This is a genomic window from Nocardioides sp. (assembly GCF_036274455.1).
Lineage (GTDB): Bacteria > Actinomycetota > Actinomycetes > Propionibacteriales > Nocardioidaceae > Nocardioides.
In genome coordinates, this window is record NZ_DASUFR010000156.1 from 13,386 (window position 1) to 37,452 (window position 24,067).

At 73.1% G+C, this 24,067-nt stretch carries 18 protein-coding genes; 12 read left to right on the forward strand and 6 right to left on the reverse strand.

The features are described 5' to 3' along the window. The first annotated feature begins 72 nt into the window (after positions 1-72). Complete coding sequence (locus VFV89_RS15520) at positions 73-1,611, forward strand: lipoxygenase family protein (RefSeq protein WP_329706859.1); 1,539 nt, start codon at positions 73-75, stop codon at positions 1,609-1,611. A 16-nt stretch (positions 1,612-1,627) separates the two neighbouring features. Then, entirely contained in the window at positions 1,628-4,243 is a 2,616-nt protein-coding gene (locus VFV89_RS15525) for a patatin-like protein (protein WP_329706860.1), read from the forward strand. Positions 4,244-4,258: 15 nt separating this feature from the next. Here VFV89_RS15525 and rocD read toward each other — a convergent pair whose 3' ends face one another. Then, positions 4,259-5,497 (reverse strand): ornithine--oxo-acid transaminase, encoded by a 1,239-nt coding sequence (gene rocD, locus VFV89_RS15530; RefSeq protein ID WP_329706861.1) that lies wholly within the window; start codon positions 5,495-5,497, stop codon positions 4,259-4,261. A gap of 337 nt (positions 5,498-5,834) precedes the next feature. On the opposite strand from rocD, the gene VFV89_RS15535 reads away from it, so the two are divergent. The 3 genes from VFV89_RS15535 to VFV89_RS15545 all read left to right on the forward strand — a co-directional run bounded on the left by VFV89_RS15535 (position 5,835) and on the right by VFV89_RS15545 (position 8,789). Then, complete coding sequence (locus tag VFV89_RS15535) at positions 5,835-6,260, forward strand: hypothetical protein (protein WP_329706862.1); 426 nt, start codon at positions 5,835-5,837, stop codon at positions 6,258-6,260. Between the two features lie 475 nt (positions 6,261-6,735). After that, on the forward strand, positions 6,736-7,248 hold the full coding sequence (locus VFV89_RS15540; protein WP_329706863.1) for a SigE family RNA polymerase sigma factor: 513 nt from the start codon (positions 6,736-6,738) through the stop codon (positions 7,246-7,248). Further along, positions 7,245-8,789 (forward strand): PT domain-containing protein, encoded by a 1,545-nt coding sequence (locus tag VFV89_RS15545; RefSeq protein ID WP_329706864.1) that lies wholly within the window; start codon positions 7,245-7,247, stop codon positions 8,787-8,789. The genes VFV89_RS15540 and VFV89_RS15545 overlap by 4 nt, the downstream gene beginning before the upstream one ends. 3 nt (positions 8,790-8,792) lie before the next feature. On the opposite strand, the gene VFV89_RS15550 is transcribed toward VFV89_RS15545, so the two are convergent. Beyond that, entirely contained in the window at positions 8,793-10,499 is a 1,707-nt protein-coding gene (locus VFV89_RS15550) for a DUF885 domain-containing protein (protein WP_329706865.1), read from the reverse strand. A gap of 85 nt (positions 10,500-10,584) precedes the next feature. On the opposite strand from VFV89_RS15550, the gene hrpA reads away from it, so the two are divergent. The 4 genes from hrpA to VFV89_RS15570 all read left to right on the forward strand — a co-directional run bounded on the left by hrpA (position 10,585) and on the right by VFV89_RS15570 (position 17,122). Continuing rightward, positions 10,585-14,412: an ATP-dependent RNA helicase HrpA gene (gene hrpA / locus VFV89_RS15555; RefSeq protein ID WP_329706866.1), complete on the forward strand. Its 3,828-nt coding sequence runs from the start codon at positions 10,585-10,587 to the stop codon at positions 14,410-14,412. Positions 14,413-14,510: 98 nt separating this feature from the next. Then, entirely contained in the window at positions 14,511-15,080 is a 570-nt protein-coding gene (locus VFV89_RS15560) for a hypothetical protein (RefSeq protein WP_329706867.1), read from the forward strand. 186 nt (positions 15,081-15,266) lie between these two features. Continuing rightward, positions 15,267-15,659 (forward strand): type II toxin-antitoxin system PemK/MazF family toxin, encoded by a 393-nt coding sequence (locus VFV89_RS15565; RefSeq protein WP_329706868.1) that lies wholly within the window; start codon positions 15,267-15,269, stop codon positions 15,657-15,659. 86 nt (positions 15,660-15,745) lie between these two features. Continuing rightward, positions 15,746-17,122 (forward strand): ABC transporter substrate-binding protein, encoded by a 1,377-nt coding sequence (locus VFV89_RS15570; protein WP_329706869.1) that lies wholly within the window; start codon positions 15,746-15,748, stop codon positions 17,120-17,122. Here VFV89_RS15570 and VFV89_RS15575 read toward each other — a convergent pair. Both VFV89_RS15575 and VFV89_RS15580 read right to left on the reverse strand, forming a co-directional pair. Further along, positions 17,119-18,435, reverse strand: coding sequence for a ribonuclease D (locus VFV89_RS15575; protein WP_329706870.1), 1,317 nt, complete (start codon positions 18,433-18,435; stop codon positions 17,119-17,121). The genes VFV89_RS15570 and VFV89_RS15575 overlap by 4 nt on opposite strands. Then, a complete protein-coding gene (locus VFV89_RS15580; RefSeq protein ID WP_329706871.1) occupies positions 18,435-19,082 on the reverse strand; it encodes a DUF3000 domain-containing protein in 648 nt (215 codons plus the stop codon). The genes VFV89_RS15575 and VFV89_RS15580 overlap by 1 nt, the downstream gene beginning before the upstream one ends. A gap of 121 nt (positions 19,083-19,203) precedes the next feature. On the opposite strand from VFV89_RS15580, the gene hemE reads away from it, so the two are divergent. Continuing rightward, positions 19,204-20,217: a uroporphyrinogen decarboxylase gene (gene hemE, locus VFV89_RS15585; RefSeq protein ID WP_329706872.1), complete on the forward strand. Its 1,014-nt coding sequence runs from the start codon at positions 19,204-19,206 to the stop codon at positions 20,215-20,217. Here hemE and VFV89_RS15590 read toward each other — a convergent pair. Further along, on the reverse strand, positions 20,214-20,981 hold the full coding sequence (locus VFV89_RS15590) for an NYN domain-containing protein (protein WP_329706873.1): 768 nt from the start codon (positions 20,979-20,981) through the stop codon (positions 20,214-20,216). The two genes, hemE and VFV89_RS15590, sit on opposite strands and share 4 nt — an antisense overlap. A 39-nt stretch (positions 20,982-21,020) precedes the next feature. Between VFV89_RS15590 and VFV89_RS15595 the strand changes: the two genes are divergently transcribed. Then, the gene (locus VFV89_RS15595; RefSeq protein WP_329706874.1) at positions 21,021-21,830 is read left to right on the forward strand and encodes a nucleotidyltransferase domain-containing protein; all 810 of its coding nucleotides are present in this window, start codon (positions 21,021-21,023) and stop codon (positions 21,828-21,830) included. Between the two features lie 8 nt (positions 21,831-21,838). Here VFV89_RS15595 and VFV89_RS15600 read toward each other — a convergent pair whose 3' ends face one another. Beyond that, entirely contained in the window at positions 21,839-22,738 is a 900-nt protein-coding gene (locus VFV89_RS15600) for a DUF4349 domain-containing protein (RefSeq protein WP_329706876.1), read from the reverse strand. Between the two features lie 108 nt (positions 22,739-22,846). Between VFV89_RS15600 and hemG the strand changes: the two genes are divergently transcribed. After that, on the forward strand, positions 22,847-24,067 hold a 1,221-nt coding region (hemG, locus tag VFV89_RS15605; protein ID WP_329706875.1), incomplete at its 3' end, for a protoporphyrinogen oxidase.

The window sequence follows — 24,067 nt, forward strand, 5'->3', positions numbered from 1 at the left end:
ACCGGGCGAGAGAAACTGGGCGAGAGAAACTGGCAGGTGCCAACAGTAGTGCTGCGCCGATACCTTCGGAACATGTTCGCGGCCCCGAGGTTCGCCCTCTATCGCCGGATCATGGCGGGCTTCCTGAGCGCGGGCTTCAAGGACCACCCGATCGAGCCGCTGGCGGCCCCGGTCGACACCGAGATCGACCACGTGCCCCACGACGAGCTGTGGCCCGATCTGCCCCTACCGGGCGTCCACGTCGCCTCGAGCTTCATCCCCTCCGACCAGGCGGAGCGCCGGCGGCGCAAGATCCGGGTCCAGATGAAGCTGCGCGGGCTGCTGGTCGACCTGGCACCGAAGGACAGCCCGCCGATCCCGGCGGAGGAGCAGGCGTTCCTCGAGGCGGTCTACCCGCGCGAGTTCGACAGGGCCGGCGCACCCCGCCCGGTCCTGCCGCCGGAGCTGCGCGGCTGCGACGACGTGGTGGCCCAGCTAGCGGTGCGTGGCCCGTTCGGGTCCTTCCTGCGCCGGCCGACCCCCGACGAGGTGGCCGACGGGGAGGCCGCCGAGGACGAGTACGTCGTCGACCTCGCGCACTACCTCGACCACCCGGTCAAGCCCGGCCTGGTGCGGCCCGGCGGCAAGGCGGTGCTGACCGCCTCGCCCACCGGCCTGGCGACCCGCGCGATCCTGCGCGGCGGCGACGACCTGGCGCCAGGCCTGGCGCAGCGGGCGATGGTCGCGGGGATGCACGAGGACATCTCGACGTTCCGCCACAACCTGGGCGTGCACAACGTGATCCTCACCGACGCCGCCATCGCGACGATCAACCGGCTCAGCGCGCGCCACCCCGTCCGTCGAGTGCTGCAGCACACCTTCCACACGCTGCTCATCGGCAACCTCGAGAACTGCAACGCCCACCTCGCCGGGGCCACGAGCTTCTCGGCCACGCTCTTCTCCCACGACGCCCAAGAGGTGTCGTCGATCGCCGCCGGGCACCTCGCGCGCTTCGACTTCGAGGACTTCGCGCCCGACGTCCAGTTCGCGCGGCGCGGGACCACCGAGACGCCGTTCCCCTATCCCTACCGCGACAACGTGCTGGAGCTGTGGGGGGTCAACCTCGCCTACGTCCAGGACTACCTCGCGCTCTACTACACCGACGACGCCGCGATCAGGGCCGACGCCGCGATCGCGCGCTGGGCCGACGAGCTCGACCGGCTGCTGCCCAACCCGATCGCGCGTCCCGATGGCGGGCTGACGCGGGACTGGGTGGCGCGGGTGTGCGCGACCGTCATCCACCTGTCGACAGTCGAGCACGACATCCTCAACAACGTCGCCTGGGACTACAACACCTTCGGGTTCGCGGTCCCGACCGTCGTGCCCGCGTCGGGCGAGCAGATGGACACGCTCCGGGCGCTGGACAACCTCGCGGTGCTGTTCGTGACCTGGCGACCCTTCAACATGCTCTTCGACTCGCACGTGGAGTCGATGGCGCTCGACGGCCCGGGGCGCCGGGTCATGCTCGGCTGGCTGGACCGGCTGCGCGAGGTCCAGGAGCAGATGGAGGCGCGCGGCCACGACCCGTCGCTCGCCTACCCTGCGAACTTCAACATCAGCGTCACCAACTGAGGGCCCCGGAGCGACGGTGACGACCGAGGTCCGTCTCGCCTTCGCCTTCAACGGCGGGGTCAGCCTGGCGATCTGGATCGGCGGCGTCACCGACGAGGTGCTCCGCTGCATCAACGGCGGCCGGCTGGCGGCCGAGGGGCGGCTCGACGAGGCCAACGGCAACCCGTACGCCGCCCTCTGCGCCGAGCTCGACGTCGTCCCCAAGGCGGACGTGCTCACCGGCACCAGCGCGGGCGGGCTGAACGCCGCCTTCCTCGCCACCGCCGTGAGCCACGGCTGCACCGACCTCGAGGCGATCCGGCGGCTGTGGCTCGAGCACGGCTCGTTCGACCTGATGATGCGCCCTCCGACCGACCAGACCCTGGTCTCGCTGCTCGCCGGGGACGAGAACTTCCTCCCGCACATCGAGGACGCGCTGCAACGGCTGGTCGCGACGGGCATCGGGTTCCGCGAGCCGGACCCGCCGGTGGTCGTGCACCTGACCAGCACCTCGCTCTCCGGCCAGGTGACGACGCTGCGCGACGGCGAGGCCACGATCGCGTCGGTCGACCACCGGGCGGAGTTCGTCTTCCACAACGACGACTTCGACTTCGACTCGGACCCGAACGCCCTCAAGCGGATGGCCCGGGCCTGTCGCTCGAGCGCGTCGTTCCCGGTCGCCTTCGAGCCGAGCGCGGTGCCCGCGACGCTGTTCGAGGAGCGGCACACGTGGGGGCTCTTCGACGACGGCGACCTGTCCACGAAGCCGGTCATCGACGGGGGGCTGCTCGTGAACCTGCCCGCCCAGGCCGCGCTCGAGGCCATCGTCCGCCAGCCGTCCCGGGAGCGGGTGGAGCGGGTACTCGCCCTGGTCGTCCCCGACCCCAGCGGCGAGGCCGGCAGCGACCCGGTCGAGAACCCGACCCTCGGTGACGTGGTGAAGAAGGCGCTGGTCGGCATCCCGCTGAGCCAGTCGCTCACCGACTTCGTGCGCGAGCTCGACGAGCACAACCGTGAGGTCCGGGCCCGGCGCGGCGCCCGCGACGCGCTCTTCGCCGCGCTGGCCGCCGCCGAGCCGGCCGAGGGTCGCCGGCGGATGGTGGGCCTGGCCGAGGCGCTGCTGCCGGCGTACCGCGCCATCCGGCTGGCGGCCACCCTCGACCCGAGCCGTCTCGCCGCCAACCGCGGCCTCCGGCTGGTGGCCAGGGAGGCGGGGCTGGGGGACCTGCTCGACGTGCGGGCCGGTCACGCGCCCTGGGTGCCGGAGCGGCTGTCGGTGGGTGACGACACGTGGTGCTGGGGAAGCTCCGCGGTCCGGCGGCTCGGGTCGGTGCTGATCACCTGGGTCAACGCCGTGGCCGAGTGGGCCGACCCGGCCACGGAGGCCGAGCTGCTGGCCATCAAGGGGACCATCGCCGGCGCGCGCGGACGGGCCGAGCGCATCGCGCCCAGCTCGGGGGCCCTCGCCGGCCTGCTGGCCGAGGAGCTGGCGGCGGACGGGTCGTCCCTCCCGGCAGCCTTCGAGCGGGCCTGTGCCCGGTGGCCCGGTGGTACCGAGCCGCCTGTGGAGTCGATCCGCGCGCTGAACGCCGGGGTCGCAACCCTCGCCGGCTGCCTGGGTCGCCTCGTCGAGCTCGCGCGGGGGTCGATGGACCGGTGGCCGGACGACGAGGCGGGCCGGGCGCTGCGCGGTGTGGTCCGGCTGGCCGACGGCGCCGAGGAGGCCGACGACCTGTCGACGCTGCTGCTCTGCATCGAGGTTGTCGAGGGATGCTTCGCCGGGGCCGACCCGCGGCCGGACCAGGAGGTCCGGCTGGTGCAGTTCACCGCGACCGGGCCCTGCGACATCGACCCGCGGCACCGCGACGACCCGGCGGAGAAGCTGGCCGGGGTGGAGCTGGCCCACTTCGGCGCGTTCCTCAAGGCGTCGTGGCGGGCCAACGACTGGCTGTGGGGGCGGCTCGACGCCGCGCAGCGGCTGCTGCGGCTGCTGGACGCCGTGGCCGGCAACCGGCTCAGCCGTGCGGGGACCCTGGAGCAGCACACCGCCGCCGTCCAGGCCGCCGTGCTGCGCGAGGAGCTCCCGACGCTGGTGGCCGAGCTCGCGCGCGACGCCGAGCGGGGCGCCCGGGTGACCCCGGAGGCCGCGGCGTTCGTGGAGGCGGTCCGCGGGGTCGGCACGACGACCGCGGACGGACGCCTCGACCTCTCCGCCGCCGGCGACGACCAGCTGCGTGAGCTCCTGGGCCTGCAGCTGGTCGGCGCCGAGGACATCTCGCTCGAGGCGGGCTCGAACCTCGCGACGGTCACTTCGATCGCCGCCCTGCGCACCGGTGCGCGGGTGCTGCACCGGCAGGGTCCACGGGTGCTGCGCGGCCCGACCCGCGTCCTGGGCGCGACCTCGTCCCTGGCCGAGCGGCTGACCAGGCGCGGTTGGGGAGTCAGCAGGTCGGCCGTCCTGGTCGCGCTCATCGCCGTGACCGGGCTGGTCGGGCTGACCGGCTCGTTCCTTGCCCTGCTGACCGACGTCCCGCTCGGGTGGTTCAGCTACGTGGCCTTCGCCTGCCTGCTGGTGACCCCGCTCCTCGCCGTGCTGGCGGCTCCGTGGCTGCTGCTGGGTGCCGGCCGCCGTCAGGTGGCCAGGGAACGCTGACCCGCCGGCTCGCGGTCAGGCGCGCGAGACGACGTCGGCGAGCTGGTCGAGCCCCCAGGCGAGGTCCTCCCGCGAGACGACCAGCGGCGGGGCGAAGCGGATCGTCGAGCCGTGGGTGTCCTTGGCGAGGACGCCGCGGGCCATCAGCGCCTCGCAGACCATCCGGCCGGTGCCGACGCCCGGGTCGATGTCGATCCCGGCCCACAGGCCGCGGGTGCGCACGCCGACGACGCCGTTGCCCACCAGCGCGTCGAGCCGCTCGCGCATGAGCACGCCGAGCTCGCTGGCGCGGGCCTGGAACTCGCCGGTGCGCAGCATCTCGACGACCGTGAGGCCGACCGCGCAGGCCAGCGGGTTGCCGCCGAAGGTGCTGCCGTGCTGGCCCGGGCGGAGCACACCGAGGACGTCCTGGTTGGCCACGACCGCCGAGACCGGCACGATCCCGCCGCCCAGCGCCTTGCCGAGGATGTAGATGTCCGGGACGACGTCCTCGTGGTCGCAGGCGAAGGTCCGGCCGGTGCGGCCGAGCCCGGCCTGGATCTCGTCGGCCGCGAACAGCACGTCGTTCTTGGTGCACAGGTCGCGGATGCCGCGCAGATAGCCGTCCGGCGGGATGAGGACGCCGGCCTCCCCCTGGATCGGCTCGATGAGGACCGCGACCGTGGTGGCGTCGATGGCTGCCTCGAGTGCGGCCAGGTCGCCGTAGGGCACCATCACGAACCCGGGGGTGAACGGGCCGAAGCCGTCCCTCGCGTCGGGGTCGTCGGAGAAGCCGACGATGGTGGTGGTGCGACCGTGGAAGTTGCCGGACGCGACGATGATCTTCGCCTGGTCGGCGGGGACGCCCTTGACCTCGTAGCCCCACTTGCGCGAGACCTTGATCGCGGTCTCGACCGCCTCGGCACCGGTGTTCATCGGCAGGACCATGTCCTTGCCGCACAGGTCGCCCAGGGCCGCGCAGAAGTCGGCGAACCGGTCGTGCACGAAGGCCCGGCTGGTCAGCGTGAGCTGGTCGAGCTGGGCGTGCGCCGCAGCCAGCAGCGCGGGGTGGCCGTGGCCGAAGTTGAGCGCGGAGTAGCCGGCCAGGAAGTCAAGGAAGCGCTTCCCGTCGACGTCGGTCATCCAGGCGCCCTCGGCGTGGGCGAGCACGACCGGCAGCGGGTGGTAGTTGTGCGCCGTCCGCGCCTCCGCCCGCTCGAACTCGCTCTGCCCGATGCTTGGAGAGTGGGTGGTCGGCTCCTGGGTGGCCGTCATGGGTTCGCCTCCTCCGGCTGGTCGCAAGATTGTCTGACAATCTGGTCTGGAGCCAGCGTAGCCCGACCGCGACGGTGGTGCCAGTCGGCGCGCTGCCGATCCTCACGGCGCCGCTGTGGGGTCCCCCGCACGGCCTGCTTCCAGGGGCGATTCACAGGTCAGGCACGGGCATCCGCGGGACCATGGGTCCATGAGCGACACCGAGCCCGGGTCGTCGGGGGACCAGCCGACCGAGCCGCTGGGGGCCACCACTCCGCCACCGCCGCCAACGCCGCCACCGCCGCCGCCATCGCCGCCACCCCTGCGGCGGCCGCCTCCTCCTCCTCCTCCGACCGCGGTGGCACCCGCAGCGGCACCGGGCGCGGCACCCGCAGCGGCACCGGCCCTGCAGCGCGTCCGGCTCCGCGACCAGGCCTTCGGCATCAGGTCGCTGATCGCGGTGGCCGTCGCCGGGGTCGTCGTCGGTGGGCTGGCGGGGTTCGGCATCCATGCCGCGACCGACGACGACCACAGGGACGGCCGGATGGGACGGTTCGGCGGCTTCGGTCCCGGGCGCGGCTTCCACGACGGCCGGGGGCCGGGCAGCTTCCCCGGCTGGCCCGGGCATGGCCGGGGCGGCGGGCCGGGCTTCCAGCAGCTCCCGCCACCGGGCGCCGACCAGCCGACCCCCGCGCCGACCGCGCCACCGACCGCGCCACCGACCGCGCCACCGACCGCGCCACCGACGACGCCACCGTCCGCGCCGCCCAGCCAGTCCTCCTGAGCCCGAATTTTCGGCTCTCGTGACTGATCCGTGGGTGGGCGGCCGCGCGCGTAGCACGCCGCAACCCGCCCTCAAGGATGCCTTCGGCACCGCTGCGCGGCGCCTGCGGCGTCCTTGACCGCGGGTCCCGAGCGGCGCGCTTTGGGGCGCGCAAGGGCGGAGCAAGCTCCGCCCCGCATGCGCGGCCGCCCGGGGCGTGTTCCGGGGATCTGCACCGCAAATTGGCCACCAGGCGTCCAGGATGTGGCTCAAATCCAGCGAGGCCGGCCTTTGCCGAGGTTCTCCGGCACCAGGTGCCGATTTCCCTCCGCAAACCCCATCAGCGGGGCCGGGGGAATGGTAGGCGCGCGGGCACCCACGAAAGCGTCACGAGCACGGAAATCCCTCCGCCAGAGCCAACCTGACTGGGTTTCCCGGCGTCAGAGGGGTAGAACGGTTCGGTCACCACCAACCCACTGGATTGGGGCAGCGGCTCTTGGTCGGCACGCGGGACGACGGCTTCACGGCCTACGTCGTCGGTCGGCGCGCGCATCTCTACCGGGCGGCGTACCTGCTCTGTGGTGACCCGCACCGGGCCGAGGACATCGTGCAGAACGCACTCGCGAAGCTCTACGTCGCCTGGCCGCGCGCGTCGCGCGCCGACTCCGTCGACGCCTACGTCCGCCGGGTGATCGTCAACAGCCACCTCGACGAGACCCGCCGCCCCTGGCGCCGCGAGGCCCCGACGACCGATGACCGGCTGGACCGGCCGGCCCCGGTGGGGGTCACGCCCGAGGACTCCGACGCCCTCTGGTCGGCGCTGCGCAAGTTGGGCCCCAAGCAGCGCAGGGTCGTGGTGCTCCGCCACTACTGGGGGCTCTCGGTCGAGGAGACGGCCGCCGACCTCGGCGTCAGCCCGGGCACCGTCAAGAGCCAGACCTCGGCCGCCCTCGACAAGCTCCGCTCGGTGCTCCTGGCCGACGCCACCCCGAGAGGAGGCCGGCGATGACGGACGGCGCCGACCGCTTCCTCGAGGAGCGGCTGCACTCCCTGGCTCGCGGGGTCCCCGTCCCGGTGGTCCCGCCCGGCGAGGACGTGCGCCGGGGTCGGCGCCGGTTGCTGCGGATGCGGCTGGCCATGGCGGGCGCGACGACCGGGACCCTGGCCGTGGTGCTCGGCATCACCGGCCTCACCGCCGGCGACCCGAAGGCCACCGAGGTCCCGCCGAGCACCCAGGTGCCGACCGTCCTCCCGGCCACCCCGAGCGCCACACCCTCCGACAAGGGCCAGGAGGCCACGCCGGGCTCCCACGACCGCGGCGGGGGCGACGACCCGGTCGGCGGGGCCGCCGGCCCCGGGACCGACCGGGGCGCCGACGCCGGGGCGCCCCCGAGCCTCGACCAGGTCAAGAACGCTCCGACCGCGGAGGTGAGCGCCGGCACGGCCCAGCACCACGGCGTTCCATGGGTGGAGCCGACCTCGGCTCCCACCTCGACGCCGTCCGGGCTCCCCAGCGGCGACCCGACCGGCGACCCCACCGGCCTCCCGTCCGGCACTCCCACCGATCTGGTGACCCCGACCCCGACCGACCCGACCACCGTCCCGCCGCCGACCGAGCCACCGCCGACGGGAGACACGAAGGTCCGGATCGACCGGGTGCTGGCCTATTACAACGACGTCCTGGCCGAGCACCTCGACCCCGACCGGGCCGGCCTGCAGCCCTACGACCGAAGGATCGACCCGAAGGCGACACGGAGGTCCGACGGGCAGCTCTTCGCCCTGGGCGCGACCTACCGCTGGGAGCGCGGCCGCGCGCTCTCGGGGCTGGAGATCATGGTGGCCAGCGGCTGGGACCAGGTCGACTGGGACTGCGGGGCGACGTACTCCGACTGGAGCTGCCACGTGGTCGACTCCGGCACCGTCCGTGCCGAGGTGGCGATCCACGACGGGGTGCGGCGGGTCGCCGTGGAGCACGCCGACGGCCAGGTGGTCGTGGTGACCGCGGACCCGACCTACGACGGCAGCCACCGCCTGGCCACCAGTGACGGCTTCGGCGGCAGTGGCGGCAGTGAGGCGGCCCTCGTCGCCGCGGCCTCCGACGCGCGGCTGATCCTGCCCGGCCGGGCACCGCAGGCGCCCCCCACGATCGCGAGCGACGCGTTCGCGTCGGCCGGCCGGGCGGCCCTGCTGAGCAGGGGCGAGACCTTCACCCAGACCTCGCTCGACCGGTCGCCGGCCGTCCGGGGCACGTGGTCGGGCGCCGCAGGGGCCGGCGGCACCCTGCGCTGGTCGGCCAGGCCGGTCTACAGCGGCGGCGGCTTCTCGTGTCTGGTGACCTACCTCCGCTGCACCACCGTGGCGGTGGGCGACGGCACCACCGTCGACGTCGCGCTGCTGCGCACGAAGGCCGGTGGCGGCTGGCTCGTCCAGTACGACGGCCCGTCGTACGCCGTCCGGGTCTACTCCTCGGACCGCACCTTCCCGAGGAAGCCCGCCTACGCGTTCGTCACCCGGGCCGACTGGCAGCCGGCGCGCGACGCCACGCCGTAGTCGTCAGAGCCGGGCCAGCGCCTCACGCATCGGGTCCAGGCCGAGGGAGCCGAGGTCGAGGGCCTCGCGGTGGAAGGTCTTGAGGTCGAAGGCCGCACCCTGGCGCTGCCGCTCCTCCTCGCGCGCCTGGAGCCAGATCCGCTCGCCGATCTTGTACGACGGCGCCTGCGCTGCGAGGCCGAGGTAGCGGTTGGTCTCCGCGACGATCATCGCGTCGTCGAAGCGCACGTGCTGGCGCATGAACTCCAGGCCGAGGTCGCCCGTCCAGCGTTCACCGGGATGGAACCCGAACGGGTTGTCCTTCGGGATCTCCAGCTCGAGGTGCATGCCGATGTCGACGATCACCCGGGTGGCCCGCAGCGCCTGGCCGTCGAGGAAGCCGAGCCGCTCGGCCGGGTCGGCGAGGTAGCCGAGCTCGTCCATCAGCCGCTCGGCGTAGAGCGCCCAGCCCTCGCCGTGCCCCGAGACCCAGCACATGCTGCGCTGCCAGCGGTTGAGCTTGTCGTGCTGGTAGATGGCCTGGGCGCACTGCAGGTGGTGGCCGGGGACGCCCTCGTGGAAGACGGTCGTCGCCTCGCGCCACGGAGAGAACTTCTCGGTGCCCTCGGGGACCGACCACCACATCCGGCCCGGGCGGGTGAAGTCCTCGCTCGGCGGGGTGTAGTAGATCGCCCCGTCGTGGGTCGGGGCGATGCGGCACTCGATCGTGCGCAGCGGCTCGGCGATGTCGAAGTGGGTGCCGTTGAGGTCGGCGAGGGTGCGGTCGGCGAGCTCCTGCATCCAGCCGCGGAACTCCTCGGCGTCGTCGAACTGCCGGCTCGGGTCGGCGTCCAGGACCGCCACGGCCTCGGCCACCGACGCGCCCGCCCCCGCGATCTTGCCGGCCACCTCGGCCATCTCGGTCTCGATGCGGTACAGCTCCTCCCAGCCCCAGGCGTAGGTCTCGTCGAGGTCGACCATGCTGCCGAGGAAGTATCGCGAGTCGCGCTGGTACTGCTCGCGGCCCACGGCCTCCTGTTCGCGGCCGCGGGGCGCCAGCTCCTCGTCGAGGAAGGCAGCGGTCTCCACGAACGCCGCACTGGCCTCCTCGGCACGGCGGGCAAGGTCGCTGCGGAGCCCCTCCGGCACGCCGGTCGCCTCGGTCGCCTCCTCGACGATCGAGGCGAAGAAGTCCCCGCCGGAGCCGGAGCGCCCGGTCCAGGTCCGCACCTGCTCGGCGACCAGCCCGATCTGCCGGCGCGGGCTGACCCGGCCGGCGGCGGCCTCCTCCAGCAGCGTGGTGCGCCACTGCTCGAGCGCGCGCGGCACCGCGGCCAGCCGCGAGGCCATGGCCGACCACTCCTCCTCGCTGTCGCGGCCCATGAGGTCGAAGGCGCCGCGGATCTCGTGCAGCTCGCTGTAGATGGAGCTGACCTTGGCCTGGCGGTAGTGGGCCGCGGCCTGGTCGAGCTCGACGTCGGCACGCTCGAGGAAGGACAGCTGGGCGATCTCCTCGCGCACGTCGACCGGGGTCGCCGCGGCCGCCGCCTCGCGGGCCCTGCGCTGCAGCTCGGTCCTGGCGTCGTAGCCGTCCGGACTGAGGTCGGCGAGCTCGCCGTCGTGGCCCGGGATGCCGAAGAAGGTGGCCGCGACGGGGTCGAGGGCGGCGTAGTCGGCGACGAACCGGTCGGCGATGGCGTCGACTTCGCGGCTGCCCTGGGTGTCTGTCATGGAGCGAACCTAACCCCGGGTGCCGAGCGCGTTGCCAGGGAGTTTCGGCGGCACGCTGGAAGCACGCTGGAACAATGGCCCGGTCATGTCCGTGGAGCAGCTCGAGATCACCTATCCGGGCGACCTCCCGGTCAGCCAGCGCCGCGAGGAGATCGCCGCGGCGATCCGCGACCACCAGGTGGTGATCGTGGCGGGCGAGACCGGCTCCGGGAAGACCACCCAGCTCCCGAAGATCTGCCTCGAGCTGGGCCGCGGCCGCGGTGCCGGTCGCGGTGGCGGGATGATCGGCCACACCCAGCCGCGACGGATCGCGGCCCGGTCCGTCGCGGAGCGGATCGCCGCCGAGCTCGGCACCGAGCTCGGCGACCTGGTCGGCTACCAGGTGCGGTTCACCGACCGTACGTCGAAGCGCAGCCGGGTCAAGCTGATGACCGACGGGATCCTGCTGGCCGAGCTGCAGCGGGACCGGCAGCTGCGGCGCTACGACACGATCATCATCGACGAGGCGCACGAGCGGTCGCTGAACATCGACTTCCTCCTCGGCTACCTCAAGCGGCTGCTGCCGCGCCGGCCCGACCTGAAGGTGGTCATCACCAGCGCGACGATCGACGTCGACCGGTTCGCTGCCCACTTCGACGCGCCCGTGGTGGAGGTCTCCGGGCGGACCTACCCGGTGGAGCTCCGCTACCGGCCGCTGGTCGCCGTCCGGGACGGCTCTGCTGAGCTCGACGACGAGGGCGAGCCGATCGTCCGGGACCAGACCGAGGCGATCCTCGACGCCGTGCGTGAGCTGACCGCGGAGGGGCCCGGCGACATCCTGGTGTTCCTCCCGGGGGAGCGGGAGATCCGGGACACCACGGACGCACTGGCCGACGGTGATCTCGACAGGCTCGATCGGCAGGGTGTCGAGATCGTTCCCCTGTACAGCCGGCTGTCCTCGGCCGAGCAGCACAAGGTGTTCGCACCGCACGCCGGGCGCCGCGTCGTCCTCGCCACCAACGTCGCCGAGACCTCGCTGACCGTGCCCGGCATCCGGTACGTCGTCGACACCGGCGTCGCGCGGATCTCGCGCTACTCGGTGCGGACCAAGGTGCAGCGGCTGCCGATCGAGCCGATCAGCCAGGCGTCGGCCAACCAGCGCTCGGGGCGGTGCGGCCGGCTCGGGCCGGGCATCGCGATCCGGCTCTACTCCGAAGAGGACTTCGAGGCGCGACCGGAGTTCACCGACCCGGAGATCCTGCGGACCAACCTGGCCAGCGTCATCCTGCAGATGGCGGCCCTGCGGCTCGGTGAGATGGCGCGGTTCCCGTTCGTGGAGCCGCCGGACCGGCGCAACGTGACGGCCGGCGTCCAGCTGTTGGAGGAGCTGGGTGCCTTCGCTGCGGGGCGCTCGACCGGCTCGATCGGCGATGCGCGGCTCTCGAAGGTCGGCAGGCGGCTGGCGCGGATACCGATCGACCCGCGGCTGGGCCGGATGGTCCTCGAGGCCGAGCGTCGCGGCTGTGTGCGCGAGGTCATCGTGATCGCGGCGGCACTGTCACTGCAGGACCCGCGCGAGCGGCCCGCCGAGCTGCAGGCTCAGGCCGACCAGCAGCACGCTCGGTTCAAGGCTGAGGGGTCGGACTTCCTGACCTGGCTCAACCTCTGGCGCTACCTGCGCGAGCAGCAGCACGAGCTGTCCTCGTCGGCCTTCCGTCGGATGTGCCGGCGCGAGTACCTCAACTACCTGCGGGTGCGCGAGTGGCAGGACTTCGAGTCCCAGCTGCGCCAGGTCTGCAAGGAGATGGAGATCCGGGTGGGCAGGCCGGCAGACGTGCCGGACGCGGACGGGATCCACCAGTCGCTGCTGGCCGGGCTGCTCTCGCACATCGGGCTGCTGGAGGAGCGCGACCGCCGCGACTCTGCTCGACCGAGGGGGCCGCGGGAGTACCTCGGCGCGCGCGGCGCCCGGTTCGCGATCTTCCCTGGCAGCGCGCTGCACCGGAAGAACCCGCAGTACCTCATGGCCGGCGAGCTGGTCGAGACCTCCCGCCTGTGGGCGCGGCAGAACGCGGCGATCAAGCCGGAGTGGGCCGAGCAGCTCGGGTCGCACCTGGTCAAGCGGACCTACTCCGAGCCGCACTGGTCGAAGAAGCGTGCTTCGGTGATGGCCTACGAGCGGGTGACGCTCTACGGCGTTCCGCTCGTCGCCGACCGGCTCACGGCGTACGGCCGGATCGACCCGGCGCTCTCCCGCGAGCTGTTCATCCGGCACGCACTCGTCTACGGCGAGTGGAGCTCGCAGCACCGCTTCCTGGAGACCAACCGGCGGCTTCTCGAGGAGGCCGAGGAGCTCGAGCACCGGGCCCGGCGCCGCGACATCGTGGTCGACGAACACACGCTGTTCGACTTCTACGACGAGCGCGTGGGCGCCGAGGTGGTGAGCGGCGCGCACTTCGACCAGTGGTGGAAGCAGGAACGGCGCAGCCGACCCGACCTGCTCACCTTCGACTCCTCGATGCTCACGCGGGACACCGCCGAGCAGGTCACGGAGGATGACTACCCCGAGCGGTGGGACAGCGGCGAGGAGGGGCTGACCTTCCCGATCAGCTACCACTTCGAACCCGGTGCTGCCGACGACGGGCTCACCATCGACGTCCCGGTCTCGACCCTCAACCGGGTCGAGGCCGAGGACTTCTCCTGGCAGGTGCCCGGCCTGCGCGAAGAGCTGGTCACCGCGCTGATCCGGTCGCTGCCGAAGCACCTGCGGGTCTCGTTCGTGCCGGCGCCCAACAAGGCGCGGGAGTTCCTGGCCGCCGTGCCGCCGGGGGAGGAGCCCCTGCTCGACGCGCTGGAGCGGTGGATGAGGTCGACCACCGGGGTCGTCGTGCCGCGCGAGGCGTGGGACTGGTCGAAGGTGCCGGCGCACCTGCAGCCGACCTACCGCGTGGTCGACGACACCGGCACCGAGCAGGCCCGCGGCAAGGACATCGAGGCGCTCAAGGCGCCGCTGCGGCCGCAGTTCGAGCAGGCGATGGAGGACGTCGCGTCCGACAGCGGGCTGGCCCGGACCGGCGAGACCAGCTGGGTGTTCGGCACGATCGAGGAGTCGGCGACGCTGACCCGGGCCGGGCATCGGGTCACGGTGTTCCCCGCGCTGGTCGACGAGGGCGCCACTGTCGGGCTCGGGGTCTTCGGCACGACCGACGAGGCCGAGGCTCGGCATCGGCTGGGCGTACGCCGGCTGCTCCTGCTCGGCCTCTCCTTCCCCTCCGACGCCGAGCTGCTGGCCCCGCTCTCGACCACGGACCGGCTGGGGCTGGCCGGGTCGCCGTACTCCTCGGTCGCGGAGCTGCTTGCGGACAGCCGGGCCGCGGTTGTCGGTGGGCTCGTCGATGGTGCTGCCCAGGTCCGGTCCGAGGGCGACTTCGCAGCGTTGGTGAAGCGTGCGCGCCCCGCCGTGGCACCGGCGTTGCACGACCTCCTCGGGGAGGTGCTGCGGGTGCTCGACGGCTGGCGGACCGTCGACAAGCTGCTCAGCGGGCGCGCCGAGATGGCGCTGCTGCCCGCGCTGGCCGACATGAAGGCACAGCTGGAGCGGCTGGTGCACCCCGGGTTCCTGTCCGAGGCCGGTCCCGAGCACCTGCGCCGCTACCCCACCTACCTGCGCGCCATCACGCTGCGGCGCGAGGCCCTGGGCCAGGGCGGTGCGGCGGTCAACCGAGACCGTCAGCTGATGGACCGGATCACCGAGCTGCAGGAGTCCTGGCTCCACCAGGTCGCGGCGCTGCCCGAAGAGCGCCCCCCGGGCGAGCGGCTGCGGCGGGCGCGCTGGATGCTCGAGGAGCTGCGGGTCTCGCTCTGGGCACAGCAGCTGGGGACGGCCCATCCGGTGAGCGACCAGCGGGTCCGCTCGGTGCTGACGCAGTCGTGAGGCCGGCAACCTCGTCGAGGACCAGCCGGATCTCCTGACCGTCCGAGCACACCCCGCGTAACGTGACGCGGGTGTCGGATCGCCAGCACCATCGCCCGATGAGGCCGGGTGCGGACTTCTTCGCGGCCATCGTCGGCGGCGAGGACCCCGCGCGAGTCAGCGAGGCGGCCGACCTGGCCGCCAACCTTCTGGTGCGCGGCGCCCGTGGCACCGACGACCCTGAGGTGGCGGAGCGGGTCCTGCACCTGGCCGAGACCGAGGGGATCGAGACCATCGCCGAGGTGTGGGCCGGCTCGCCGGCGGACTCGCTGGCCGGCTGCCTGTGGCGGCTGTTCGTGGTGCGCTCGTGGGTCTACGCCGACCCGGTCGCGGTCGCGCGGGAGTTCGACGCGGGCCGCCGGACCGCCCAGGTCGCCCAGGTGGTGGCCGGGGTCGCGGAGCCGCCGGGGCCGGAGGAGCTGAAGACGATGGTCGACGAGGTGCTGCGCGGGATCGCGGGCAGCGACTTCGCCGACGTCCTGTTCCGGACCGCGGCGTTCGCGCGGGTGGTGGCGACCGGCCGGGCCCGGCTCGACGACGCGACCGAGGCGGACGTGCAGCGGATGCTGGTCCTCGCCGAGCAGCTCGAGGCCGCCGGCCACCAGGAGCTCGCGCACGGGCTCGCCTGAGCCGTCTGGCCGGTCCGAGAGGGCTGGAGCATGCCGGACCGGGAGCGCCTCACGGCGCGTGGCCGCTCGTAGCGGCTGATATTGGGACCCGGGGCTGCCGCGGCCCGGCATGCTCCGACCATTGTAACGACGGCGGCCGGCACCCGATTCCGGTTCTCCTCAGGAATCTCCCCTAGTTTCGGGTTCGTGACGTCCTACGAACCCGAGGCCGACGGGCTGCCCGATCCCGGTGAGGTGGTCTGGGGCTGGGTGCCCTACGAGGAGGACCCGAGCCAGGGCAAGGACCGCCCGGTGCTGCTGATCGGCCGCAAGGTGATCGACGGCGTCGACTACTGGGCCGGGCTGATGATGACCAGCAAGGACCACGACCGGGACGCCGAGGACGAGGCGCGGCACGGCCGGCACTGGATGGACATCGGCGCGGGCGCCTGGGACCCCGAGCGCCGGCCCAGTGAGGTGCGGCTGGACCGGCTGGTGATCCTGCGCGACGACGCGATCCGGCGGGAGGGAGCCGCCGTGAGCCGGGCGGTCTTCGACGAGGTGGTCGCCGAGGCCCGGCGCTACCACGCGCTCGGCTGAGCAGCGACGGGAGTGACCGGAGTGGTGCCGGTGACCGGTGGATAGGGTGGCCCGGGCCGAAAGAGCGGTCCGAACGAGGAGGTGTGGTGCGTCGTAGCTGGGTCGTGGTGCCGCTGCTGCTTGCGCTCGGTGCGGCGGTCGCGGGCTGCGACGGCGGCGAGGCGGAGCCCGGGCCGACGCGGCCCTCGACGAGCTCGGCCCCGGCGAAGAAGGCCCACATCACGCTCGGGGTCTGGGGTGGCGAGAACGAGATCGCGGCCTACCAGGGAGTGGTCGACACCTACAACGCCTACCACGACGAGGCGACGGTCAAGATCAAGGCCTACCAGACCCACGAGGAGCTGATGGCGGCCCTGCGGGGCGGCAAGGCGCCCGACGTCTTCCTGGTCGACCGGACGGACCTGAAGGTCCTCCAGGACAACAAGCTCAACCAGCCCATCGGCGGCCTGCTCGACGACCGGGGCGTCGACTTCGGTGACGGCTACTCGCGGCCCGCGCTCGAGGCGTTCTCGAGCGACCGTCAGCTGCAGTGCATGCCCTACGGCATCTCGCCGATGGTCATGTACTACAACCCCCGGCTCGTCGACTTCGAGGCGATGGCCGAGAAGGGTATCGACGCGCCGACCGTCGACGACGAGGACCTCTCGAAGAAGCCGACCTGGAGCTTCGAGCAGTTCCAGGCGGCGGCGGAGTACGCCAGCCGGCCGCGCCGGGGGATCTCCGGCTTCTACATCTCGCCCACCCTCCGGGGGCTCGCGCCGTTCATCATCTCGGCCGGCGGTCAGATCTTCGACGACGACGACTCACCGACCTCCCTGGCGTTCTCCTCCGACGACACCAAGTCCGCGCTCGAGCAGGTGCTGCCGGTGCTGCGTGACCCGAAGCTCACCCTCACGACCGAGCAGCTCGCGGAGAAGACGCCGCTGGAGTGGTTCCGGGAGGGCAAGCTCGGCATGATCGCGGGCTTCCGCGACCTTGTGCCGCAGCTGCGTCCGACCGGCACCCTCGACTTCGACATCATGCCCATGCCGGTCGTCGACTCGGCGGCCACGGTCGGCAGCCTCACCGGCGTCTGCATGTCCAAGCACACTCCGAGCCCCGGCCCGGCCGCTGACTTCGTGGTCGACTTCATCTCGACCGAGTCGGTGAGCGCGGTGGCGCAGGCCGGCTACCTCGCGCCCGCCAACACCAACGTGGCGCTCTCCGACGCCTTCATCCAGGAGGGGCGGGCGCCGGTGCACTCGGGCGTGTCCAACAACAGCATCAAGAGCATGCGGATCTTCCCGCTGATCGACGACTACGCCGGGCTCGAGAACGCCGTCGCCGACGAGCTCCAGCAGCTGATGACCGTCGAGGTCCCCGACCTCGACGCGCTCACCGAGCAGATCGACGCAGCCTCGCAGACCGTGCTGTCGCCTCCGACCGAGTCACCCAGCGCGGAGGAGTCCGAGGACGGCGACTAACCCTGCTCGTCCGGGGCGCGGTCTGCGCCGGTGCTCTCGGCGGAGGGCTCCTGGTCTGCTGCCAGGATCGCCTGGGTGACGGCGGAGCCGGTCAGCTCGATCTGCCACCGGCGGGCCCCGAGGTCGGTCAGGGCGGTGGCCACGGCGGCGGCCAGCGCGTCCGGGTCGCGGGTCGCCGGCGGCGTCCAGAGCACCCTGCGCAGGTAGTCCGGCGTGAGGAGGTTCTCGGCCGGCACCTCGTGCTGCACGGAGAGGGCGGCGAGCGCCTCTCGGGCGAGCACCAGCCGACGGGCCGCCACGGGGTCACGCTCGGCCCAGGCGCGGGGGAGCGGCGGACCCTCCGTCCGGGGAGCGCGCGTGGGCAGCTCGGACTCGTCGAGGGCGGCCACCTCCCGGAGCACGGCCACCCAGCGGGCGGCGTACCGCTCCGCCCCGCGTCCGTGGAAGCCCTTCACCGACAGCAGCGCGTCGCGGTCGCCGGGCATCGCCTGCGCTGCGGCGACGATGGCCGAGTCGGGGATGATGCGGCCCGGGGTGACGTCGCGGCGCTCGGCGAGCTGGTCGCGGGCCTCCCAGAGTGCCTTCACCGCGGCGAGGCCGCGCCGGCCGCGGATGCGGTGCATGCCGGAGGTACGCCGCCAGGCGTCCACCCTGGGGGTGAGCTCGAAGGTCAGGAGGTTGTCGAACTCCTGGCGGGCCCACTCGTCCTTGCCGGACTCGACCAGCTGCTGCTCCAGCACGGCGCGCAGCTCGACGAGCACCTCGACGTCGAGGGCGGCGTACTCCAGCCAGGGCTCGGGCAGGGGCCGCCGCGACCAGTCGACCGCGGAGTGCTCCTTCTTCATCCGGCGGCCCACCACCGTCTCGACCAGGGTGGCCAGCCCGACGCGGGGGTAGCCGAGCAGCCGGCCGGCCAGCTCGGTGTCGAACAGCGAGTCGGGGCGCAGCCCGACCTCGGCCAGGCAGGGAAGGTCCTGGGACGCCGCGTGCAGGATCCAGTCCGTGCCGGCCAGGACCTCGGCCAGTGGCGCCAGTGAGTCGAAGGCCACGGGGTCGACCAGCCACGTGCCCGAGCCCTCGCGGCGCAGCTGGATCAGGTAGGCCCGGCTCGAGTAGCGGTAGCCCGAGGCGCGCTCGGCGTCGATCGCGACCGGTCCCGTCCCGGCGTCGATCGCGGCGCACGCGGCCTCCAGCCCGGGAGCGGTGTCGGTCACCGGGGGCAGCCCGTCGCGCAGGATGAGCAGCGGGCGCGGCTCCTCGGCTGCCTCTGCTCCCGAGTCCTCGAGCTGGTGCGACGGTGTCGGGTCCGGCATCAGACCCCCGAGCCGCGCTGTCCCCGGCGGCTCGGGATGACGGCCACGCCGTCGGGCACCGGTGGCAGCCCGACCGCGGTGCAGAGCAGCTCCCCCCAAGCCTCGACGTGCGGCGCGACGTCGAGGTCGTCCCCCGGCGGCCGGACCGGGCCGTCGAACGGCACCAGCGGTGTCCACGACGCCCTGATCTCCAGCTGCGCTGAAGCGCTCTCCTCAGCCATCCCCCCGAAGCTCTCGGTGGCCACGCGGGTCACCGTCCCCGACGCCATGTGGTAGGTCGCGCCGTGTGCGTCGAGGGCGTCGGTGAGCCATGTCCAACCCACTCCGGCCAGCATGGGGTCGGTGATCAGCTCGACGTCGATCTCGGCTCGCGCGTAGGCGACGCAGCGGAACTCGCCGTCCCACGCGTCGTTGCCCAGGGGGTCGTGGAGCAGGATGATCCGGCCGGTGCCGATCTCCTCGCCGTCCACGGTCACCTCGGCCGAGAGCGCGGCCGCGAAGGGCGCGATCCGCTGCGGGGCCGGCATCTCCTCGCAGTGGATCTCGGGCCGCAGCCGGGCGGCGCGCATGGTCGCCACGGCCGCCACGAACGCGGGCGGCTCGTCAGCCGCGCCCGGTCCCGGGCGCGTCTCCTGACGCACGACCATGCCCACACAGTAGGTCGCGGCCCTGATTCCCGATGTGCGAACACGCCGGACGGACTGTCAGGCTGGGTGTGTGAGCGAAGGCGCCCCGGATGTCGTCAGATCCCCCTTGACCAGCGCGTTCATGCGCGCCGTGCGCGGGGAGCCGGTGCCGCACACCCCGGTCTGGTACATGCGCCAGGCGGGCCGGTCACTGCCGGAGTACCGCCGGGTCCGCGAGGGCACCGGCATGCTCGAGTCCTGCATGGACCCCGACCTGGTCACCGAGATCACGCTGCAGCCGGTGCGGCGGTACGGCGTCGACGCGGCGATCTTCTTCTCCGACATCGTGCTGCCGCTCAAGGCGGTCGGTGTGGACCTCGACATCAAGCCCGGCGTCGGGCCGGTGGTGGCCACGCCGGTGCGGACCCTCGCCGACGTCGAGGCGATCCCGGACCTGGTCCCCGAGCACGTCCCCTACGTCACCCAGGCGGTCCGGCAGCTGGTTGCCGAGCTCGGCGAGACGCCACTGATCGGCTTCGCGGGGGCGCCGTTCACCGTGGCGTCCTACCTCGTCGAGGGCGGGCCGTCGCGCGAACACGCGCTCACCAAGGCGATGATGTGGGGCGCGCCCGAGGTGTGGGACGCGCTGATGTCCAAGATCTCCGGGATCGCCGCGGCCTACCTCGAGGTGCAGGTCGCCGCGGGCGCCAGCGCGGTCCAGCTGTTCGACTCGTGGGCCGGTGCGCTGACACCCGGGGACTACGCAGCGTCGGTCCAGCCCTACTCGGCGGGCGTCCTCGCGAGGGCCGGTGAGCTCGGCGTGCCACGGATCCACTTCGGGGTCGGCACCGCGAACCTGCTCGGCCTGATGGCCGAGGCGGGCGCCGACGTGGTCGGCGTCGACTGGCGCTCGCCGCTGGGCACCGCGATCGGACAGGTGGGCGACCGGGCGGTCCAGGGCAACCTCGACCCCACGTTGGTCTTCGCGCCGACCGGGGTGATGACCCGGCGGGCGGCGGAGGTCATCGAGGCGGGCCGCGCGGCCCGCGGCCATGTGTTCAACCTCGGCCACGGCGTGCTGCCGAGCACGGACCCCGACCAGCTCGCGCGGCTGACGGAGTTCGTCCAGTCCTACGAGCTCGGTCAGGACAGCTAGGACTTCTTCTTGGCGGCTGTCTTCTTGGCGGTCCTCCTGGCCGGCCGGTTGGACCGCAGCCGCACCCGAACGGCTCCGGAGTCGGGCTGCTCGACGTCGAGGTAGTTCTGGGCGCGCACCAGGTCGACCAGCTTGGAGGCGCCGTAGTCCTTGACCGAGAACGACGGCTCGACCCGGGTGATGTGGTTGGCCACGGACGACAAGGAGGCCCAGCCGTCGTCGTTGGCCGTCCCGTTCACCGCCCGCTCCAGCAGCCGGCGCAGGTCGGGGATCCGCCGCGGCTCGCTCTCCTCGGCCTCCTCCGCGGCCACCTCCGCGGTCCCGTCGTGCAGGTCCTCGAGGTAGATGAACCGGTCCACGGCCTGGCGCAGCGCCAGCGGGGTCTTGTGGAGCCCCAGCCCGTAGACCGTCCGCCCCGAGCCCCGCAGCCGGATCGCCAGCGAGGTGAAGTCGCTGTCGCTGGAGACCAGTGCGAAGGCGTCGACGTTGCCGGAGTAGAGCAGGTCCATCGCGTCGATGATCAGCGCCGAGTCGGTCGAGTTCTTGCCGGTCGTGTTGGCGATCTGGAGCATCGGCTGGATCGCGTACTTCGGCAGCTCGCTGCGCCACCCGCTCAGGTGCTTGTCGGTCCAGTCGCCATAGGCCCGCTTGACCGTCGGCACGCCGTACTTGGCGACCTCCTCCAGCAGGGCCTCGGCATGCTTCGGTGAGGTGTTGTCGGCGTCGATGAGGACGGCGATCCGGACGTTCTCGGGAGAGGGCACAGCCCTGAGAGTAGGCGGCGCTTCCTCTAGCCTGCCGACGTGCAGCTCACCGAGGCCATCGCGCCGCTCGAGGACGGGTACGCCGAGCTCCTGGCCGCGGTGGCCGAGCTGCTCCGCGAGGACGAGCAGGTGCGGGCGCTCTGGGTGTCGGGTTCGGTGGCCCGTGGCACGGCCGACGCGGGCAGCGACCTCGACGTGGTGGTGACGGTCCGCGACCCGGCTCCGTTCACCGATCCGAGCGCGTGGTCCTCACTCGACCCCGTGATCACCGAGCCGATCCCGGGGCGGGCTGCCTCCTTCGCGCTGACCGTGCGGTCCGGGCTGCGCATCGACGTCGTCGTGGAAGGCGTGGAGGAGCTCGCCGCCACGCCGTACCGGCACCGCGTCGAGGTCTTCGACCGCGACGGCCTGGTCGTGCCGGATCCACCCGCCGACGGCGGTGGTCCGGACCCGGCGGCGATGGGTGCGGTGGTCACCGAGTTCCTCAGGCAGGCCGCGATCTTCCCGGCGGCGGTCGTGGCTCGCGAGGACTGGCTGCTAGGACAGGTCGCGGTCCACAACTACTCGGTGCTCCTCTTCCGGCTGTTCGCCGAGTCCAACCGGCCGCTGCCGCCGATGGGCGTCAAGCAGTGGAGCGCTCGGCTGACCGAGCCCCAGCGCGAGGTCCTGGCGGCGCTGCCCCAGCCCCGGGCCACCCGGGAGGACGTGGTCGCGGCGATGATCGCGGTCCGCGACGCCCTGATCACCCACGGTCGCGTCGCGGTCGAGAGCGTGGGCGGGACGTGGCCGGACGGGATCGAGGCGGCGGTCGCGGCGTACTGGCGCCGCCACGAGCTCCCCTGGGGCTGAGCTGAGCCCTACGGCGTGGCGGTGCGTCGCCGTAGCCGCCGGGCCAGCGGCCACCCCGGGACGACGAGCACGAGGGCCAGCACCAGCCAGGGCAGGAGGGCGCCGGCCACCGTCGAGGCGCCCACCAGGAAGGACTTCATGGCGCCCCAGCCACCGGCCAGCCCCGAGAGGAACCCGGTGTCGTCGTGGTCGGCCTTCGATTGCGGCCTCGCCTTCGAGGTGCGCTCGACCGAGAGCGTGATCGTCGACATCGAGGTCTGGTCGGCCAGGTAGCGCTGCTGGGACTCGAGGGACTCGAGGTCGGCCTGCCGCCTGGACAGCTCGCTCTCGATGCTCATCACGTCCTTGATCGAGGTGGCGCTGTCGAAGAGCACCTGGATCCGCTCGATGCTGCGCCGCTGGGCCTCGACACGGGCGTCCATGTCGAGGACCTGGGTGGTCACGTCCTGGCTCTGGCGCTTCGACGACACGAGGGTCCCGACCTTCTCGAGCTCGGTCATCGCGTGGTCGAAGTCGGCGGTCGGGACCCGCACCACCATCCGCGAGCGCAGCGGCACGCCGGCCTTGTCGGTCTCGGTGTTGTCCTCGGCGATGGCGCCGGCGTACTCGTCCACGACCTTGCGGACGTCGAAGATCGCCTGGCCCACGTCGTCCGAGCGGAGCTGGACGTTCCCGGTGGAGATCACCTTCTGCTGCTGGACACCCGTGCCGGTGTAGGCGGCCTGGCTGCCGTCCTCGCCGGGTGCTCCCGCCACCGGCGCCACCGCGCTGTCGGCCTGGGCCTGGTTCGCGCCGCCGGCCGCGTCCCTGGCGGCCACGTCGCTGCTGCTCGAGCCGGCATCGCCGCCGCCGCTTGACGAGCAGCTGCTGAGGAGGACCAGGACGCTCGCGGCGCCCGCCGCCAGCATCGTGCGCAACCAGGGAGTCCGTCGAGTCGCCACCATGGCGACTCGGACGAGCCCCGGGAGCCGGGGGTTCCCGGCCGTTCCCCAATCGTGACCTGCGACCCTGTACCCGTGCGGGTGCTGGTCGTCGGAGGAGGGCTCGCCGGGTTGACCGCGGCCCACCTCCTGGGGCTGGAGGGGCACGACGCCACCGTGCTCGAGGCCGCGCCGGAGGCCGGCGGCAAGCTCCGGCGCACCGAGGTGGGCGGCGTGGTCGTCGACGTGGGTGCCGAGGCGATGCTCAACCGCCGACCCGAGGGAGTGGCCCTGGCCCGCGAGCTCGGGCTCGACGTCGTGCACCCGGCCGTGCAGTCCTCACGGATCTGGACCCGCGGCGCCCTGCGCCCGCTGCCGCGATCGGTCATGGGGGTGCCGGTCGACCTCGCCGAGCTCCGGAAGTCCGGCGTCCTGTCCGAGGAGGGGCTCGCCCGGGTCGAGGCCGAGCAGCCGGGACTGCCGGTCGACGACGACCTCTCGGTGGGCGACCTGGTCGCCAGCCGGCTCGGTGACGAGGTGGTCGACCGCCTCGTGGAGCCGCTGCTGGGTGGCGTGTACGCCGGCCACGCGCGCCGGCTCTCGGCCCGCGCGACCGTCCCGCAGCTGGTCTTCCTCGCGTCCAACGGGCCGCTGCTGAACGCCGAGCTGCCGCCGGCGGGCGACGCGCCGGTGTTCGCCGGGCTCCGCGGTGGCATGGCCGGGCTGACCGAGGCGCTGGCCGCCCGGGTGCCCGTCCGCACCGACGCGACGGTGCGCGAGCTGACCCGGACCGGGTCGGGCTACGCCGTCGTGGTCGGCCCCACCACCCGTCCCGAGCGGCTGGAGGCGGACGCGGTCGTGGTGGCCACGCCCGCTGCGCCGTCGGCGCGGCTGCTCGCCGAGCTGGCACCCGCCGCGGCCGCTGAGCTGGCCGGGATCGAGTACGCCTCGATGGTGGTGGTCACGCTCGCGTTCCCGGCTGCGGAGCTCGCGCCCGGCTCGATCGACGACAGCTCGGGCTTCCTCGTCCCGCCGGTCGACGGCCGGGCGATCAAGGCCTCGACGTTCTCCTTCGCCAAGTGGGGCTGGGTCCGCGAGGCCGGGGCCGAGCACGGGCTGGTCCACCTGCGCACCTCGCTCGGCCGGCACGGCGAGGAGGCGACGCTGCAGCGCAGCGACGACGAGCTGGTCGCCGCGTCGCTTGCCGACCTGGCCGAGGCGGCGGGCATCACCGCGGCACCGGTGGCGACGCACGTGCAGCGGTGGGGCGGCGGGCTGCCGCAGTACACCGTCGGCCACCTCGACCGGGTGGCGCGG

Bases quoted from the DNA above. Each gene is read 5' to 3' on its own strand.
- VFV89_RS15520 (WP_329706859.1), top strand. From the start codon at position 73: ATGTTCGCGGCCCCGAGGTTCGCCCTCTATCGCCGGATCATGGCGGGC.
- rocD (WP_329706861.1), bottom strand. From the start codon at position 5,497: ATGACGGCCACCCAGGAGCCGACCACCCACTCTCCAAGCATCGGGCAG.
- VFV89_RS15545 (WP_329706864.1), top strand. From the start codon at position 7,245: ATGACGGACGGCGCCGACCGCTTCCTCGAGGAGCGGCTGCACTCCCTG.
- VFV89_RS15550 (WP_329706865.1), bottom strand. From the start codon at position 10,499: ATGACAGACACCCAGGGCAGCCGCGAAGTCGACGCCATCGCCGACCGG.
- hrpA (WP_329706866.1), top strand. From the start codon at position 10,585: ATGTCCGTGGAGCAGCTCGAGATCACCTATCCGGGCGACCTCCCGGTC.
- VFV89_RS15560 (WP_329706867.1), top strand. From the start codon at position 14,511: ATGAGGCCGGGTGCGGACTTCTTCGCGGCCATCGTCGGCGGCGAGGAC.
- VFV89_RS15575 (WP_329706870.1), bottom strand. From the start codon at position 18,435: ATGCCGGACCCGACACCGTCGCACCAGCTCGAGGACTCGGGAGCAGAG.
- VFV89_RS15580 (WP_329706871.1), bottom strand. From the start codon at position 19,082: ATGGTCGTGCGTCAGGAGACGCGCCCGGGACCGGGCGCGGCTGACGAG.
- hemE (WP_329706872.1), top strand. From the start codon at position 19,204: ATGCGCGCCGTGCGCGGGGAGCCGGTGCCGCACACCCCGGTCTGGTAC.
- VFV89_RS15600 (WP_329706876.1), bottom strand. From the start codon at position 22,738: ATGCTGGCGGCGGGCGCCGCGAGCGTCCTGGTCCTCCTCAGCAGCTGC.